Here is a 16,915-nt window from a genome sequence, read left to right as displayed (position 1 = left end):
GATATTCTATATGAGATTTCACTGCCTCAGGGAGCCTCATGCATACGCGTCTCGTCCGTTCCGCCCTCACGACCGTCGTCGTGGCGGCGTTGACCGCCCCACTGCTCGTCGGGGCCGCGCCGCAGCCGGTGGCGGCGGCCGCGCCCGGCGACTCGAGCCCGTCCGCGGGGCCGTCGTCGAGCCACGGCGCGTCGGACGCCGTCGTCACGTCGTCGACCCCCGGCGGCCCTCGACCGACGTCGATCCGCCTCAGCGAGGACGACGCGACGACGACGGTGCTCGTGCACGGCCTCGGCGACGCGCAGACGGAGCGACAGCGCGAGAACCGCCGGATGCGGCACAGCGACCTGCAGCCGACGGCCCGCTACGTCCGCGCCGGTGAGGAGCTGACCGTGACCGTACCCGAGGGCGCGCCCGCCCTCTCGCTCGTGATCGGTCTCTACGGAGCCCACTCCGAGCACAACGGCGGCGGGGCGCGCAACCGCCAGAACTCGGCACTCACCCCGGGCGTCAACGTCGTCACGGCGTCGCTCGACGGCATGGTCTTCCTGCGGAGCACCGTCGACGGCGGTTCCGCCGACGTCGAGCTCTCGGGCGGCGAGCCCGTCCCGTCGTTCGTGCTCGGCCAGACGACGAACGACGAGCTGCGCGCCGAGATGGCCCGCCTCCCCGACGCCCCGTTCGTCACCGTGATCGGCGAGCGCATCTTCGGCGACTTCCAGCGATCGCGCACCGGCGCGCAGATCCTCGCCGCGGACGTCCCCGCGCGGGTGGCCATGTGGGATCGCAGCGTCGAGATCACCAACGACACCTACGGCCTGCACGACGGCGCCACGGGTGTCGCCCGCAAGGCCCCGCATCGCATCTACGTCGCGTCGCCCGACAACATCCCCGGCGCGTACGCGACGGCCGGCGACGAGAGCATCAACTTCCCGGCGAACGGGGCCGCCCGCGACCTGTTCGTGCGCGACGAGACCCGCCTCTGGGGCTTCTGGCACGAGATCGGTCACACCTATCAGGCCCCGAACTACCTCTGGGCGGGGTTGAGCGAGGTCACGGTGAACATCTCGCCGCTGCACATCGAGTCGGCGCAGGGCTGGTCGAGCACCATCGACTCCCCCGGTCACCTCAGCACCCTCGACCGCTACTTCGCCCGCCCGGTGGAGGAGCGTTCGTACGCGTCGTCGGGCACGAACGAGATCGTCTTCGACCACCTGCGTCGGGGGTTCGGCGACGAGTTCTACCCTCGCCTCAACCAGGAGATGCGAGTCATCGCCGCCCGGGGCGAGAGCGATTCGCTGACCGACGAGGCGAAACGCCAGCTGTTCGCGATCACGGCGGCCCGGGTGGCCGACCGAGACCTCCGCGAGTTCTTCCGCCAGTGGGGCATCGCCCTGTCGCCGGCCACGTCGACCGCGATGGCCGAGCTGCCGGCTCTCACGGAGCCCATCTGGCGGAACCGGCACAGTCGCGACCGGATCCGCGAGGACACGATGCCGGCCTTCACCTACCCGACGGGATCGATCGACCGGATCGACGAGCAGGTCGCCGTCGGACAGCGACAGCTGGCCACCGCCCCCGAGGCGACGGGGCTCGCGAACTCCGACGGCGTCGGGTCGATCCGGGTTCAGGATCACACCGTCCGCGCGAACGCGGCGGGGGTCGGTGCCGGAACGGCGGGAGTGACGGTCGCGAACGAGTCGGGCATCCGCGAGATGTTCTCGACTCCGCTCACCGTGCGACCCGGCAGCATGTTCGAGTTCATCGGCATCGCGTCCCGCTACATCGGCTGGATGGCGCTCGAGCCCGCCACGCACGAACTGCGGTTCTCCGCCTCGTCCGGCTACCCCAGCCATGACAGCTTCCGCGGGCGGGAGTACGTCGGCGTGACGGTATACGACGACCGCGGTCGCGAACGCTCGTCGCTCTCCATCGAGGGCCAGGACACCGCCCACTCCGTCGCGAAGGCCTTCGACGGCAGTCGCGCCGAGGACGGCTGGTACGTCGTCGTCCGACACCGTGAGGCGAACACGCGCCTGACCTGGTGGGACGACGACGTCCAGCAGCCGCGCGATGCGGCGACCGTGCGCCTCCTGAAGGTCGACGGCACCCGCCTCGTGCCCGTGACGGCGATCCCCGGTCGCGGGGCCGCGGCGACGGTCGCTCGAGGCCTGCCCGGCGAGACCACCGACACCGCGCGGGTGGACGTCCGATCGCGTCAATCGGGTGTGATGACGGTCGAGGCGCCCGCCGGTACGACGATCGCCGATGTTCAGGTCCGTCGCACGAACGACGACCACGCGTGGCCGTCCATCGACTACGACTACGCCGACGACCGGCGTCGCGTGACGATCACGAGTCGGACCGGTGACGGCTCCATCGCCTACGGCCCCGGCGGCGACAACCACGTCACCGTCTCGTTCGACGTCGCGGAGGACGCCCCCGCCGACACCCTGCTCGGCGGCGGGCTCGCCGAGGTGACCGCGGTCGGCGGGTCGATCGCCCTCGCCGGGGCTCACGTGTCCGTCTCCACGTCGTCCGTCGAGCACGGTGCGCTCTCGCCGAGGTCCGCTGAGCAGGTCACGCTGACCCGAGGCGGCACCACCCGCGTGCCGTTCGAGGTCGCCGTCTCGACCGCGGCCCTCACGCGACCCACGGGGACGATCACCCTGACGGCGCCGACCGGCAGCACCTTCGCCGCCGGCCAGGACACGATCCGCGGCGCCTGGTACCGCGACGACCTCCCCGACGGAAGAGGCATGCGCCTGACCGGCACCCGCTCGGCCGACGGGACCCGGTACGAGTACTCGTGGGCGCCCATCGACGATGCGGCACCGAACTGGTCGTCGCCCCGGCACGAGGTGCTGCGCTGGTCGCTCGACGTCGTGACCGCCCGAGACGCCGACCCGGAGGCCGGCGCCCTCGGCTACGCCGTCACCGGCACCTCGGAGACCGGCGCCTTCGACGCCCGCGGTGGCACGCCCACCATCCCGGAGGGCGTCGCGAGCCTCGTCGCCGGCCAGGTCGACGAGACGGTGACCCTGCTGCGGGGAGGGTCGGCCCCCGTCCCGTTCGTCGTCCAGACCACGACCGCCCTCGACGGGCTCACCGGTCGCCTGGAGCTCATCGCTCCTGCCGGCACCGTGTTCACCGACGCCGAGGAGGCGCTGGTCACCCGGGTGCGCGCCCCCGGGGGCCGGTGGGTCGCCACCCCCGACCTGGTGGTCGACGACGCGACGCTCGGGCGCGAGGGGCGCTCGATGACCCTGTCGGTGCGGACGACCGGCGATCTCGGGCTCGAACCCGGTTCGGAGCTCCGCTGGGCCGCAGACGTCGAGGTCACGACCGGCGCGGCCGTCGGCGACGCCGACCTGCGCTGGGTCTTCAGCGGCGAGGCCGACGGACGAGAGGTCGCTGCGCGCGACTGACTCCTCGGCGCGCCGGCGGCGTCGTCCGCCGCCGGCTGCACGTCGACGACAGCCCGGACCGATCGGGCGGCACCGCACAGACGAGGAGGCGCGACCTGCCAGACAGGTCGCGCCTCCTCGGTCTCTCCGGTCGCGTCAGCCGGCCAGGCCGCGGTAGAGCTCGATGTGCGCCGCGACCATCCGCTCGATCGAGAAGCGCTCGCGCATCGGGGCGGCGTTGTCGGCGAAGCCCGCCGCGACGTCCTCGTAGTCGCGCATCAGGTCCAGCGTCAGCGGCAGCAGACTGCCGACATCGGCGACCTCGAGCACGGGGTGGGCGGCCGGCAGCTGCTCGACGACACCGCCGACCCGGAACGAGATCACCGGCAGCCCCGAGAAGCCGCTCTCGGTGACGACCGTGGGCTGCGCCTCCGTCCGCGACGCCACGACCAGGAAGTGCGCGTCGAGCAGGCGCCGTCCGAGCTCGGCACGGGTCTGAGGGCCGACGAAGGTCACGGCGTCGGCCACCCCGAGCTCGGCCGCGAGCCGCTCGAGCTCGGGCCGGAGGGTCTCGCGCTGCGACACGATGTCGAGCACGGCGGGGACCCCTTCGCGGCGCAGGTCGGCGATCAGCCGCACCGTGAGGTCGACCCGCTTGAGCTCGATCAGCTGCCCGACCGAGACGAACCGCCAGGGCTCGCCTCCGGCCGGTCGCCGACGGAGGCGCGACGGGAAGTGCGAGGGCTCGACGCCGTTCGCGATGACGTGCATCCGCGCGGGGTCGACCCCGTCGACGATGTCGAGCACGAGAGCGCGCTCGGTCTCGCTCATCACCACCAGGGCGTCGCTGTGCCGATACGCGCCGGCGAGCACCCGCTGCTGCAGCCGCGAGGCGGGGGCCTCGGTCTTGTGCCGCGTGAAGACGACCTTCGACCGGGTCGGGGCGAGCAGACGCACGCACGACCGGGTCAGGTGGTTGAGGTGCACGAGGTCGTAACCACGCCAGCTGGTGTGCAGGCCGGGGGCGACGGGGGTGACGTCGATGCCGGCCGCGATGAGACCGTCGAGGAGGAGCGACTCGCCCGACTCCTGCAGGTTGCGAGCACGGAACTCGGGGGGTGCGCCGAAGATGGCGGCGTCGAGGAGGACGCGCATGATGATGACTCCTGTCGAAGGGGGCGGGACGGTCAGACGGATGCGACCGCGGTGGTGTCGTGGAGGCCGGATGCCCGCGCGGCGTCGGCCCAGCGCAGGGCGTCGGCGATGCCGTCGTCGACGGTCAGGCGCGCCTCCCAGCCGAGCAGGTCGCGGGCGGCCGAGACGTCGGCGAAGGCACCGGCCGTGTCGCCGACCCGCCGCCCCGCGACCTCGACCCGGGGGGCGTCGCCGACGACGCGCGCGAAGGCCTCGACCAGCTCGAGGACGGTCGTGCCCCGACCGGTGCCGAGATTGAGGGCCCGGAACGGCCTGGACGCGTCGACGACCTCGTCGAACCGGTCGACGACGAGGGCGTGAGCCTCGGCGAGATCCCAGACGTGCACGTAGTCGCGCACCCCCGAACCGTCTCGGGTCGGCCAGTCGAGGCCGGTGACGGTGAAGGGCGACCCCGCCTGCCAGGCGGAGACCAGTCTGCCGAGCGCATGACTCGGCGTCGGCAGCTGCAGACCGGTGCGGAGCGCCGGATCGGCCCCGATGGGGTTGAAGTAGCGGAGGGCGACGGCCCGGAGGCCGCCGGCCGTCGCGCCGGCCTCGAGCACGCGCTCGACGACGGCCTTGGTGTCGGCGTACGGACTGAGCGGCGCCAGCGGCGACCCCTCGTGCACGACGCCGTCGATCGGCGTCTCGTAGATCGCCGCCGACGAGCTGAAGACGACGCGATCGAGGCCGTTGCGCGTGAGGCTCGTCAAGAGGGAGACGGTGCGGGCGACGTTGCAGTCGAAGTAGCCGAGCGGATCGGCGACCGAGTCGGGCACGACGATCTTGGCGGCGCAGTGCACGACGACGTCGATGTCGGGGTTCTCGCGGGCGATCCGATCGATCAGGGCCGCGTCGGCGATGTCGCCCCGGTAGAAGCGGTGGCGTTCGGCGAAGGCCGCGACACCCGTCGACAGATCGTCGAGCACGATCACGTCGTGCCCTCGGTCGACGCAGGCCGAGGCGATGGTGCTGCCGATGAACCCGGCGCCGCCGGTGATGAGAACCGTCACGGCCTCCCCTTCGTCTGTCTTTGTGGGCCACTTTGTAGAATATCACATTGCTGACAGATATTCAGAGATGCGTGACGGGCCCTCGGTCGGATCTCGGACGTCGGACGAGTCGCGCCGACCTGACGAGGGCGCAGACGACCGCGCCGATGAGCACCGAGGCCATCAGCCACAGCTGCGGGTCGCCCACCCCGCGGGCCGACACGGCCACGAGGCAGACGGCGACCGACGCGGCCGTCGCCACGAGGTCGCTCACCAGCCAGACGCGCAGGTGCCCCCGAGCGGCGCAGACCATCGAGAGGGCCGTCGCCACGCCGCGGACGACGGCGGCGGCCAGCAGGACGACGCCCGCCACGACGACGCCCGGGTACCGGTCGGTCAGCAGCCCGGCGGCGCCCCACTGCACGACCCCGGCGATCAGCGCGCAGGCGAGGCAGACCGCGCCGACGATCGCGACGAACCGGTCGGCACGGAGGGGCGATCGACCCGACCGCGGGTCGATCACCAGACGCCCGACCATGTTCTTGCCCAGATAGACGGGCACGAGCAGCACCAGCGCGGCGAAGCGGTTGGCGACGGCGAAGGTCGCCACGGCCTCGAGTCCCCCGACCATCTGCAGCGCCCACAGCACGACCCACGGCCCGATCTGACCCGCCGAGGCCGCGGCGAGCCCGGTCAGCGTCACGCCTCGATCGCCGGTCGACGCCGCGGTCACCCCTGCGGTCACCCCTGCGGACGACGCCGGTCGCGACCCGAGGAGCGCCTCGACACCCGGCCGACGGGAACACCGGGCGACGGCCGCCAGGACGCAGAGCGCGACGACGGCGTCGAGCAGCACGAGACCGACGGCCGCGCCGAGGGCCCCCGCCCACAGCCCGCCGGCGACGGCCAGAAGACCCGAGACGAGACCCCGGGACCCGTCGACGACCGCGGTCGACACGGTGCGCCCCGACCCCGCCAGCACGCCGACGAAGGTCTCGGTCACCGTGATGCCGCCGGCGGCGAGACCCACCGCGAACGCGGCGAGCGCGAGCTCGGGATGCCCGTAGACGACCGAGAGACCGACCGAGACGACGACGCCGTCGGCGAGCGCCACGACGCCGAACCAGCGCTTGCGACCGCGGACGGCCTCGGCGAAGGCGACGAGAGGGGATTCCCTCGCCGCGCCTCCTGCACCCTCCGTCGCGGTGCGACGACGGGCCGCCGAAGCCGCCGCCGACACGGCGAAGGCGGAGCTGCTCAGCGAGGCGACGCCGAAGACCGTCGCCTGCACGAGCGAGAACAGCCCGAACTCCGTCGGCGAGACGACGAGCGCCAGGGTGGTCAGCGCGACGAACTGGACGCCCTTGCCCGCCAGCCCGGAGGCGGCGGCCACCGCCGGGCCCGACCAGGAGGCGCGCGAGGGTCGGGCGGTCACGGCGCCGCCACCGCAGGCACGGGCTCCGAGGCCGTGGCCGTGGCCGTCGCCGGGAGCCTCGCCGCACGGTCCGCCGCCTGCTGGACCGCCCGCTCGGCGGATCGGTGGCGGATCGAACCGAGCCAGATGGAGAAGACCACGGCCGCGAGACCGAGCAGGATCGTGGTGACGGTCGTCGTGGAGGTCGACCGCACCGTGGCGAGCAGCGCGGAGAAGACGACGCCGTAGACCGCCGCGTCGACGGGACGACCGAGGCCTCGGCGGTCCCATCGACCGAAGGTCATGCCGAAAGCGACGAACAGGAGGGCCGAACCTGTGGTGCCGAAGTTCAGGAACGACTCGGCCACGATCGAGTAGCCGATCGCGTAGTGCTCGACCCTGTCGCGCAGCAGCGTGCCCACGAGGCGCGGATCGACCGCCGAGTACTCACGGTCGACCCCGGCGAGCAGCTCGACGAAGCGGATGGTGCCGACCGCGAAGGTCATGCCGTGACGATGGGCCTCACCCTGATCGACCCACGACACGGTCTCGACGACTGGTCTCAGGGTCGCGCCCATCTCGACGGTCGCCGCGAGCGGGGAGCCGAGCATCTCGCCGACGCTCGTGTCGGCGAGACCGTTGTCGCGGATGCGTTCGACGCTGCTGACGACGACGAGTCCCGTCACGACCACCAGCACCGCGATCACCTGACGCGGCATGGGACGGAGGCGCGCGAGGACGACCACGAGGCCGACGAGGGCGTAGAGCGCCGACGACCGCGACCCCATCACCAGGGTGCTCGCGGCGAAGACGCCGAAGAACACCAGCCCGACCGTCCGGACGGACGACCTGCGGCCCGCGACGACGAGCGACATGCCCGAGAGCGTGAAGGTGATGCCGGCGGTGAGCGACGGGTTGGCCGCGACGGTCGCGTCGTACAGCCGCTTGCCCCCCTGCCCGAGCAGCAGCCCGGGCTCGACGAGGGCGATCGTGCCGAGGACGTAGGCGACCGTGACGACGACGATGACCGTGCCGGTGAGGGTCATGGCCGCCTCCGTCTGCGCGCGCGCCCGCCCCGCCTCGTCGTCGAGCGCCTGCACGGCGGGACCGGAGCCGGTCGGCCGCCGTCGTCCGAGCAGGACGTAGCCGAGCGTGAAGGCGAGCAGAGCCCGGGCCACGAGCCAGACGGCCCGGAGGACCTGGCCGTTCGGGGTGAACCACAGCGAGAAGTAGTCGACGTCGTCGCCCGGGATGTCGGCCCCGGCGAGGGAGAACGCCACGAGCGGCACATGGAAGAGGACGAGCACGACGAAGAACATCGGCCCTCCGCTCCAGAGCCCGAGGGGGGCGGATCGGACGAGCAGACCGGTGCAGACGATCGCCACGACCACGGTGAGGCCGAACACGCGCATCTCGGCACCCACCCCGGTCGGGACCCCGGAGAGGAGCGACCACACCAGGACGATGGCGACCGCGAGGGCGGCGATCGCACGTGAGAGGCCGAGACTTCCAGGAGAGGACATGAGTGACATAGTAGAATATCATGTTGATATGGGCAACAGCAATCTGAGGGCCCATCGCTCCCTTGTGATCGATCCTCAGATGTGTATAGGATGCAACATATCAATACTCAGCCCAGGGAGAACCGTGACCTCATCCACCGTCGGCGACGTGGCCAAGAAGAACTGGCTCCTCCTGATCGCGTCACTCGTGCTCGGCGCCTTCGGGGGTGTCGGCCTCGCCTCGATCCAGCCGCCGCTGTACACGTCGACCACGCAGGTCTACGTCTCGGTGGACCTCACCGTCACGCAGAGTGCGAACGATCTCCTCCAGGGCGGCAACGCCGCCGAGCAGCGCGTCCGGTCGTATCTCGACCTCGTGACGAAGTCGACGGTGCTCGAGCCCGTCGCCGAACGCCTCGGCGTGACCCGCCAGTCCCTCGCGACGCAGGTGTCGGCCTCATCACCCTCGCGCAGCGTGCTCATCGACATCACCGCGACGGACCCCGATCCGACCCGGGCCCGCGACATCGCGGACGCCGTCAGCGAGCGCTTCCGGGACGTCGTCGAGAACGAGATCGAGCGTCCCGCCGGCTCTGACGCATCGTCCGTCACCCTGCTGGTCACCGAGCCGGCCGAGATCCCCTCCACCCGGTCGTCGCCGTCGCTGCGGACCAACGCGGTGATCGGCGCACTCGTCGGCCTCCTCCTCGGCCTCGTGGCGGCCGCCGCTCGCATGGTGCTCGACACTCGCATCCACGGGGCGGCCGACGTCGAGGCGTCGTTCGCCCCGCCGGTGGTCGGCTCGGTCCCGTTCGTCCGCGACACCGCGGAGCGCCCCCTGATCGTGCAGCACGCCAACCGCGGTCGGGCCGCCGAGGCCTTCCGCACGCTGCGCGCGAACCTCCGCTTCCTCGACAACGGCGCATCGAAGCGAGCGTTCGTCGTCAGCTCGGCCCAGCAGTCGGAGGGCAAGTCCACGACGGTGACCAACCTCGCCGTCGTCCTGGCCGAGACGGGAGCCCGGGTGGCGCTCGTCGACGGCGACCTCCGACGCCCGCGCGTGGCCGACATCATGGGGCTCGAGGGGGCCGTCGGCCTCACCGACGTCCTGATCGGCCGCTTCGAGCTCGACGACGTGCTGCAGCCGTGGGGCGCTCACGCGCTCAGCGTCCTGCCTGCCGGCAGCGTGCCGCCGAACCCCAGCGAGCTGCTCGGATCGGCGCAGATGCAGCTGCTGGTCGAGTCGCTGACCTCGCGCTTCGACTACGTGCTGATCGACGCGCCCCCGGTGCTGCCGGTCGCCGATGCGACCCTGCTGGGCGCCATCACGAACGGCGTGCTGATGGTCGCCGCCGCCAAGAGGTCGAAGCGCGCCGAGCTCGCCGCCGCCCTCCGGGCCTTCGACATCGCCGACGTCCGCTGCCTCGGCGTCGTCGTCACCATGACCCGCTCCAAGAAGGCGAGCGACGGCTACGGCTCGGGGTACTACGACCAGGGCGCGTCCGACGGTCGGCCCTCTTCGAGCCCGGCACCGCGCCTCCCGGTGTGACCCTCGCGGTCGACCTCGGGGCAGACTGTCCGTCATGCGCACCTGGGTGAAGATCTGCGGACTCACGACCGACGAGGCCGTCGACGCCTCCGTCGAGGCGGGCGCCGACGCGGTGGGGTTCGTGCTGGCCGCGGGCAGTCCGCGCACCCTGCAGCCGTCCGCCGCGCGACTGCTGGTCGGCCGGGTGCCGTCGTCGGTCGAGACGGTGGGCGTGTTCCGCGGCCAGGCCGTCGCGGAGGTCGTCGAGCTGGCACGCGCCGCGGGGGTCGCGACCGTGCAGCTGCACGGAGACGAGTCGCCGGGCGACGTGGCCACGGTGCAGGCCGCGGGGTTCCGGGTCATCCGGGCCGTGAGCGTCGACGCGTACGCCGACGAGTCCGAGGAGGCGCGGCGCGGGTTCCGTGAAGACGCACTGCTCATCGACGCGGTCGCCCCCGGAGCCGGCGCCGCCTTCGACGGCGCCCCCCTGCTGGCCGCTCCGCCGCATCGCGACTGGATCCTGGCCGGCGGTCTCTCCCCCGAGACCGTCGCCGCCCGCATCGACGAGCTGCGACCCGCAGGGGTCGACGTCAGCTCGGGTGTCGAGTCGTCTCGCGGGGTGAAGGACGTCGGGCTGATCCGCGCCTTCGTGGCCGCGGCCCGAGCCGACTAGGGCAGGTCGGGCCAGGTCGGGTCGGGTCTGCGGCCAGTCGGGTCTAGGGCAGGTCGTCGAGCACCTCGGCCTCGGGTTCGACCACGTCGAAGCGGGCGACCGTGAGCGAGTCGCCTCCCGGAGCGACCTCGACGCGGACGGTGTCGCCGTCGACGACGTCGCCGCCGAGCAGCGCCATCGCGAGCTTGTCGTCGATCTGCCGCTGCATCAGCCGGCGCAGCGGTCGTGCACCGTAGATCGGGTCATGCCCGCGCTCCGCGAGCCAGGCGCGGGCGTCGGGGGTGACCGCCAGCGACAGGCGACGATCGGTCAGGCGGCGGCCGAGACGGTCGACGTAGAGCGACACGATCTGCCCGAGGTCGTCGGCGGTGAGCGTCGAGAACACCACGATGTCGTCGAGACGGTTCACGAACTCGGGCTTGAAGGCCTGCCGGACGAGCCCCTGCACGAGCTCCTCCTTCTCGGGGTCGCTCAGGGTCGGATCGGTGATGACCTGCGACCCGAGGTTCGAGGTCAGCACGAGGATCGTGTTCCGGAAGTCGACCGTGCGCCCCTGGCCGTCGGTCAGCCGGCCGTCGTCGAGCACCTGCAGCAGCACGTCGAAGACCTCGGGGTGCGCCTTCTCGACCTCGTCCATCAGCACGATGCTGTACGGACGGCGGCGGACGGCCTCGGTCAGCTGACCGCCGGCCTCGTACCCGACGTACCCGGGAGGCGCGCCCACGAGACGGGACACGCTGTGCTTCTCGCCGTACTCGCTCATGTCGATGCGGACGAGGGCCTTCTCGTCGTCGAAGAGGAAGTCGGCGAGCGCCTTGGCGAGCTCGGTCTTGCCGACGCCGGTCGGCCCGAGGAACAGGAACGAGCCCGTGGGGCGGTCGGGGTCGCTGATGCCCGCGCGGGTGCGCCGGACGGCCTCGCTGACCGCCGAGACGGCCGCGCGTTGACCGATGATGCGCCTCCCGAGCTCGCTCTCGAGGTGCAGCAGCTTCTCGGTCTCGCCGCTGAGGAGGCGCCCCACCGGGATCCCCGTCCAGGCCGCGACGACCTCGGCGATGTCGGAGTCGGTGACCGAGTCGCTGACCAGGCGGTCGCCGGACTTCTCGAACGACTCGGCGTCGTGCAGTCTCTTCTCGATGTCGGGGATGCGTTCGTAGCTGATGCGGGCGGCGTCCTCGTAGCGCCCCTCGCGGAGCGCGCGGTCGGCGTCGATGCGCGCCTCGTTGAGGTCGCTGCGGAGGGTGCCGATGCCCTGCAGGGCCGCCTTCTCGGCCTGCCAGCGCGCGTTCAGATCGTCGTAGGCGGCCTGCTGCTGCTCGATCTGCTCCCGCAGGGCGGCGAGTCGGGCCTTCGCCGCGTCGTCGGTCTCCTTCTTGAGGGCTAGCTCTTCGATCTGGAGGCGCACCAGGCCCCGGTAGAGCTGGTCGAGCTCGACCGGCGACGAGTCGATCTCCATCTTGAGTCGCGAGCCCGCCTCGTCGACGAGGTCGATGGCCTTGTCGGGCAGCTGGCGACTGGGGATGTAGCGGTTCGACAGGGAGGCGGCCGCCACGAGGGCGCCGTCGGTGATCGTGACACCGTGATGCGCCTCGTAGCGCTCTTTGAGGCCACGCAGGATGGCCACGGTGTCCTCCACGCTCGGCTCGCCGACGTAGACCTGCTGGAACCGGCGCTCGAGCGCGGCGTCCTTCTCGATGTACTGGCGGTACTCGTCGAGGGTGGTGGCGCCGATCAGACGGAGCTCGCCCCGGGCGAGCATCGGCTTGAGCATGTTCGAGGCGGCGACGGAGCCCTCACCGCCGCCGGCGCCCATCAGCGTGTGCAGCTCGTCGATGAACGTGATCACCTGGCCGTCGCTCTTGGTGATCTCCTTGAGGACGTCCTTCAGGCGCTCCTCGAACTCGCCCCGGTACTTGGCGCCGGCCACGAGTGCGGCCAGGTCGAGGCTGATGAGCCGTTTGTCTTTGAGACTGTCGGCGACGTCGCCGGCGACGATGCGCTGGGCGAGACCCTCGACGACGGCGGTCTTGCCGACACCGGGCTCGCCGATCAGCACGGGGTTGTTCTTGGTACGGCGGGTCAGGACCTGGCTGATGCGGCGGATCTCGGAATCGCGACCGATGACGGGGTCGAGCTTGCCGCTGCGGGCGATCGCGGTGAGATCGACGCCGTACTTCTCGAGAGCCGACTTCTGCTTCTGGTCGGAGGCCGGGGCACCCTGCATGTTCGCCATGGAACAGCCTTTCTCGAAACTTGAGTGGGACGGACTCAAGTTTACGCGCGGGCGCTCGAAACACAAGCGGTCCTCTGTTTGGAATTACAGATGTTTTAAGTAAGCATGTCATCTGCTGCGCCGCGTCCGACGGCGCCTCACGAAAGCGATCACATGAGAAGAACCATCCGGAGACTGCTGACCGGCGGGGTCGTCGCAGCACTCCTCGCCGGGGGCATGACCCTCCCCGCGTCAGCAGCGCCTGCGCCCACCTCGTTCAGTTCACCATTGGTCTTCCAGAATCCCACGGGCGGTTACATCGCCTACTCCCCCGGGCCACCTGTCGGCGACATCGAAATGCGGAGCTTCCGCGCGACGACCCACGCGACCTACTCTCAAGCCGCTGGGTCGGCCGTCTCGGTCTCTCTGCCGGACCCCGGCGCCGGCGACGCCATCGTCAAACTCGCCGGCGGTGAATGCCTGACCACCCTCGATGGGGCGGGGCCGGGTCGCACCCTCGTCGCATCGAAGGCCTACTGCGGCGGGTACGGCTACACCTGGTCCGTCACGCGGGATGGCCGCGTCATCTCGTTCTTCGGCTCCACGGGCATGGGGCCGACCCAGCCAGCTCAGACGGGATACTGGCCGTTCACCGGTCTGCGCCCTCTCCTCTCCGCCGGAGGCTATCCGCTCGGAGGCAGCCGATTCGAGGCCGACCCGCTCGTCGTGCGCGTCGACCGCGTGAACGACATCGCCCGCACAGCCGTCCTGTCGGGTACGGCGACGAAGAACGCCCAGGTCCGAGCTCAGGGTCGGACGACGACCGCGGACCCGACGACCGGCATCTGGTCGCTCGATGTCCGTGATCTCGCGGTAGGGGCCAACAACATCGATGTGATCCAGCGAGTCGGAGGCGTCGATCGGGACACCCAGACGGCACGCATCGACATCGTCGACGGCGGGCGAGTCGTGCCGGCGCCGGTCTCTTCGGTCGAGCTGGCGCGGGGCGGCGAGACCGAGGTGCCCTTCATCGTCTCGAACCGAGCAGCCCGAGCGAACATGACGGGCGTCGTCGAGCTGACGGCCCCCGAGGGGTCGACCTTCACACCGGGGCAGACACGCGTCACCGCAGGGGTCAACACCGCGGGCGAGGGCTCGGCCTGGACCCCGCTCCCCCGTCTCGACCTCACGAACGGCCGGGTCGGAGACGGCGGCCGGACGATGACCTTCGATCTGGCCAGCGGCTCGGGGACTCTGGCCGCGGGTCAGTACTACCGCTACGGGCTGTCCGTGACGACCCCCGCCTCCTCGGCTCCCCTCGAGTCGAGCATGAGCTACGTGTACCGCGGCGACAGCTCGGCCGGCGACTACCGGGCCGCCGGCAGCACCGCGACCACCGTCGTGGGCTCGGCGGACATCGACACCCGCGTCGGGGCCAGCACGCCCGGCGGCACCACGGACTGGGGACGCAGCGACGTCCAGGCGACCGAGGTGCAGGGGGCGATGACGCTGACCGCCCCCGAGAGCACCCGCTTCGCCGACGCCGAGGCCCGGCGCACCTCCGACGACACGGCCCGCGACGACCACCGCGTCGCCTACTCGAACGATCGACGCACGGTCACGATCGACGGGCCGACCGACGGCTCCGCGCTCTGGGGCTCCGCGCACCAGTACGCCGCGTTCCGTCTGACCCTCGACGCCGACTCCGAGCCCGGTGCCGTGCTGACGGGCGGCGAGGTCGCCGTCCGCGGCGCCGGCGGTGCCACGCTGGCCGAAGGGGCGTTCCAGGTCGCGGTCGACGAGGCCGTGCCCACCCTGACCGCCGAGATCACCCTGCTCGACGACGTCACACGACCCGCCACCATCGGCGGCGTCGGCGACGACGGAGGCACGGTGACCGTCCGCGAGGGCGACGCCGTGCTCGGTGAGGCGCGCGTCGTCGACGGTCGCTGGTCGCTCGAGATCCCCGTCTCGATCGGCCCCGGCCGCCACACCCTCACGGCCTCGCAGTCGGTCGACGGACGCCCGTTCGGCAGCGTCGAGGCCGCACTCGACCTCGGCGCGGCCGTCGACGTCGTCGAACCGGCGAACGGCAAGATCGTCCCCGGCCGGACGACCGTGCGGGGCACGGGCGCACCCCGAGCCGAGATCACCGTCACCGCGGCGGGCAGCACGGTCGACACGACCGTCACAGCGGACGGAGCCTGGGAGGCGCGGGTCGAGATCCGCCCCGGACACACCGCCGTCGCCGTGACCGCGTCGCAGCACGCCCGCGGTGACATCGTCACCACCGACACGGCGCAGGTCGTGCCGGACGCCCCGCAGGAGCTCCGCGAGGTGGTCGTCACCGAGCCGTCGTCGCACTTCTACACGCCGCTCGAGGGCACCACCGTCGAGGGGACGGCCACGCCGTACGCGACCGTCGACATCCGCGTCCAGTGGGGCTTCACCATCGCCACGGTGGAGGCCGACGTCGACGGTCGATGGGCCTTCGACCGGGCGTTCGGGCCCTCGGCCCGGTACGAGCTGACGGCCACGCAGACGCTGGTCGACGGCAGGACGTCGTCCTCCCCCGTCTTCGAGCTGTACGCCGACGGCTCGTTCGTGCCCGTCGTCGTGACCAGCCACGAAGACGGCGGCACCTACGTGCCCGGCAGCGTGACCTTCACCGGCCGTGCGACGCAGGGCGCCTACATCGAGGCGCGCAATCAGTACGATCGCCTGCTGTTCTCGACCCGCGCCTCCCAGGTGGCCGGCGTCTGGACGGCCTCGACCGGGCTCGGACCCGTCGCGACGTACGAGATCACCGTCACCCAGAAGGCCCCCGACGGCACGACGGGGCAGACCAGGCTGACCCTCTCGCCCGACCTGCCGTTCCGCGACCTGGCGGTGACCAGCCATGTCGACGGGGAGACGTACCGACCGGGCCCCGTGCTGTTCACCGGCACGGGCACGCCGACCGGACGCGTCGTCGCGACGAACCAGTTCGGCGTCGTCGTCGGCGAGACCACGATCGCCACGGACGGCAGCTGGTCGTTCCGACGCGATCTCGGACCGGACGCCGACTACGACCTGACGTTCACCCAGCGGTTCCGTGACGAGGAGGACTCGGTGCGACTGCGCCTGCTCGCCCCCGTCTGGCAGCCGCTCGCGATGACCAGCCCGTCGATCGGCGACCGCTACACGCCGGGCGAACCGACCGAGTTCACCGGCCGGGCCACCCCCTTCTCGACCATCACGGCCACCACCGCGCTCGGCGGGACGCTCTTCTCGGTCGAGACGGGAGCCGACGGCGTCTGGCGGAGCACCCGGGTCTACGGCCCGGACAACGTGTACCGGATCGACATCGCCCAGGTGGCGCGGAACGGCCGCACCGACTCCCTCGACACCTTCGTCTGGGCTCCGGACCTCCCGTGGGCACCGCTCGCCGTGACCAGTCACGTCTCCGGCGAGACCTACCGGCCCGGCGAGATCGAGCTGCGCGGGACGGGAGCCCCCGGTGCCGTGGTCGAGATCACGAACCAGTGGGGGACCCTGATGGGCCGCCCCGAGGTCGGCGGCGACGGGACCTGGTCGATGCGCCGGACTCTCGGACCGACCGCGGACTACGTGCTGCGCCTGGTCATGACGAAGGACGGACGACAGGACGAGATCGCGGGGTTCGAACTCCGCTCTCCCCGGTTCAGCGACATCGAGCTGACCGCCCCGAGCCCCGGCGAGGGATACATCGAGGGTCGCGACTACACGATGACGGGGCGGGCGACGCCGTTCGCCACCATCCGCGCGACGACGTCCCTCGGCAATCCGCTCTTCGAGACCACGGCGGACCGCGACGGTCGGTGGGCCCACACCCGGCGCTTCGGCCCCACGCACGTCTATGTGATCGACCTCACGCAGGAGACGCGCGCAGGAGAGACCGGCGGGTACCCGCGATTCACGTTCGCACCGGCCGACGAGGCGGGCGCCTCCTGATGCGGGCCACCCGGCGCGCCA

9 protein-coding genes are annotated in these 16,915 nt (G+C 71.7%); 4 read left to right on the top strand and 5 right to left on the bottom strand.

The features are described 5' to 3' along the window. Positions 1-38 precede the first annotated feature (38 nt). Positions 39-3,428 carry a M60 family metallopeptidase gene (locus SOM13_RS08580; protein WP_320479445.1) on the top strand — a complete coding sequence of 1,130 codons (3,390 nt, stop codon included), beginning with the start codon at positions 39-41 and terminating at the stop codon, positions 3,426-3,428. A 135-nt stretch (positions 3,429-3,563) separates the two neighbouring features. On the opposite strand, the gene SOM13_RS08575 is transcribed toward SOM13_RS08580, so the two are convergent. From SOM13_RS08575 to SOM13_RS08560, 4 genes are all read right to left on the bottom strand, one after another. Continuing rightward, positions 3,564-4,562: a glycosyltransferase family 4 protein gene (locus SOM13_RS08575; RefSeq protein WP_320478112.1), complete on the bottom strand. Its 999-nt coding sequence runs from the start codon at positions 4,560-4,562 to the stop codon at positions 3,564-3,566. Positions 4,563-4,594: 32 nt separating this feature from the next. After that, complete coding sequence (gene galE, locus SOM13_RS08570) at positions 4,595-5,614, bottom strand: UDP-glucose 4-epimerase GalE (protein WP_320479444.1); 1,020 nt, start codon at positions 5,612-5,614, stop codon at positions 4,595-4,597. Between the two features lie 61 nt (positions 5,615-5,675). Continuing rightward, positions 5,676-7,028 carry a hypothetical protein gene (locus SOM13_RS08565; protein WP_320479443.1) on the bottom strand — a complete coding sequence of 451 codons (1,353 nt, stop codon included), beginning with the start codon at positions 7,026-7,028 and terminating at the stop codon, positions 5,676-5,678. Beyond that, positions 7,025-8,530: an O-antigen polymerase gene (locus tag SOM13_RS08560; protein ID WP_320479442.1), complete on the bottom strand. Its 1,506-nt coding sequence runs from the start codon at positions 8,528-8,530 to the stop codon at positions 7,025-7,027. The genes SOM13_RS08565 and SOM13_RS08560 overlap by 4 nt, the downstream gene beginning before the upstream one ends. A gap of 124 nt (positions 8,531-8,654) precedes the next feature. Here SOM13_RS08560 and SOM13_RS08555 point away from each other — a divergent pair, with 124 nt between their 5' ends. Next, positions 8,655-10,058, top strand: coding sequence for a polysaccharide biosynthesis tyrosine autokinase (locus tag SOM13_RS08555; protein ID WP_320478108.1), 1,404 nt, complete (start codon positions 8,655-8,657; stop codon positions 10,056-10,058). 34 nt (positions 10,059-10,092) lie between these two features. Next, positions 10,093-10,710: a phosphoribosylanthranilate isomerase gene (locus SOM13_RS08550; RefSeq protein ID WP_320479441.1), complete on the top strand. Its 618-nt coding sequence runs from the start codon at positions 10,093-10,095 to the stop codon at positions 10,708-10,710. A 43-nt stretch (positions 10,711-10,753) separates the two neighbouring features. On the opposite strand, the gene SOM13_RS08545 is transcribed toward SOM13_RS08550, so the two are convergent. Continuing rightward, positions 10,754-12,943: an ATP-dependent Clp protease ATP-binding subunit gene (locus tag SOM13_RS08545; RefSeq protein WP_192061586.1), complete on the bottom strand. Its 2,190-nt coding sequence runs from the start codon at positions 12,941-12,943 to the stop codon at positions 10,754-10,756. Positions 12,944-13,096: 153 nt separating this feature from the next. On the opposite strand from SOM13_RS08545, the gene SOM13_RS08540 reads away from it, so the two are divergent. Further along, positions 13,097-16,894: a hypothetical protein gene (locus SOM13_RS08540; protein ID WP_320479440.1), complete on the top strand. Its 3,798-nt coding sequence runs from the start codon at positions 13,097-13,099 to the stop codon at positions 16,892-16,894. Positions 16,895-16,915: the final 21 nt, after the last annotated feature.

This window comes from Frigoribacterium sp. CFBP9030, assembly GCF_034045195.1.
Classification (GTDB): domain Bacteria; phylum Actinomycetota; class Actinomycetes; order Actinomycetales; family Microbacteriaceae; genus Frigoribacterium.
This window is presented reverse-complemented; position numbering and strand designations above follow the sequence as displayed.

Excerpts from the sequence above, each read along its gene's own strand:
- SOM13_RS08540 (WP_320479440.1), top strand. The coding sequence starts at position 13,097 with ATGAGAAGAACCATCCGGAGACTGCTGACCGGCGGGGTCGTCGCAGCA.
- SOM13_RS08550 (WP_320479441.1), top strand. The coding sequence starts at position 10,093 with ATGCGCACCTGGGTGAAGATCTGCGGACTCACGACCGACGAGGCCGTC.
- SOM13_RS08580 (WP_320479445.1), top strand. The coding sequence starts at position 39 with ATGCATACGCGTCTCGTCCGTTCCGCCCTCACGACCGTCGTCGTGGCG.
- SOM13_RS08575 (WP_320478112.1), bottom strand. The coding sequence starts at position 4,562 with ATGCGCGTCCTCCTCGACGCCGCCATCTTCGGCGCACCCCCCGAGTTC.
- SOM13_RS08560 (WP_320479442.1), bottom strand. The coding sequence starts at position 8,530 with ATGTCCTCTCCTGGAAGTCTCGGCCTCTCACGTGCGATCGCCGCCCTC.
- SOM13_RS08545 (WP_192061586.1), bottom strand. The coding sequence starts at position 12,943 with ATGGCGAACATGCAGGGTGCCCCGGCCTCCGACCAGAAGCAGAAGTCG.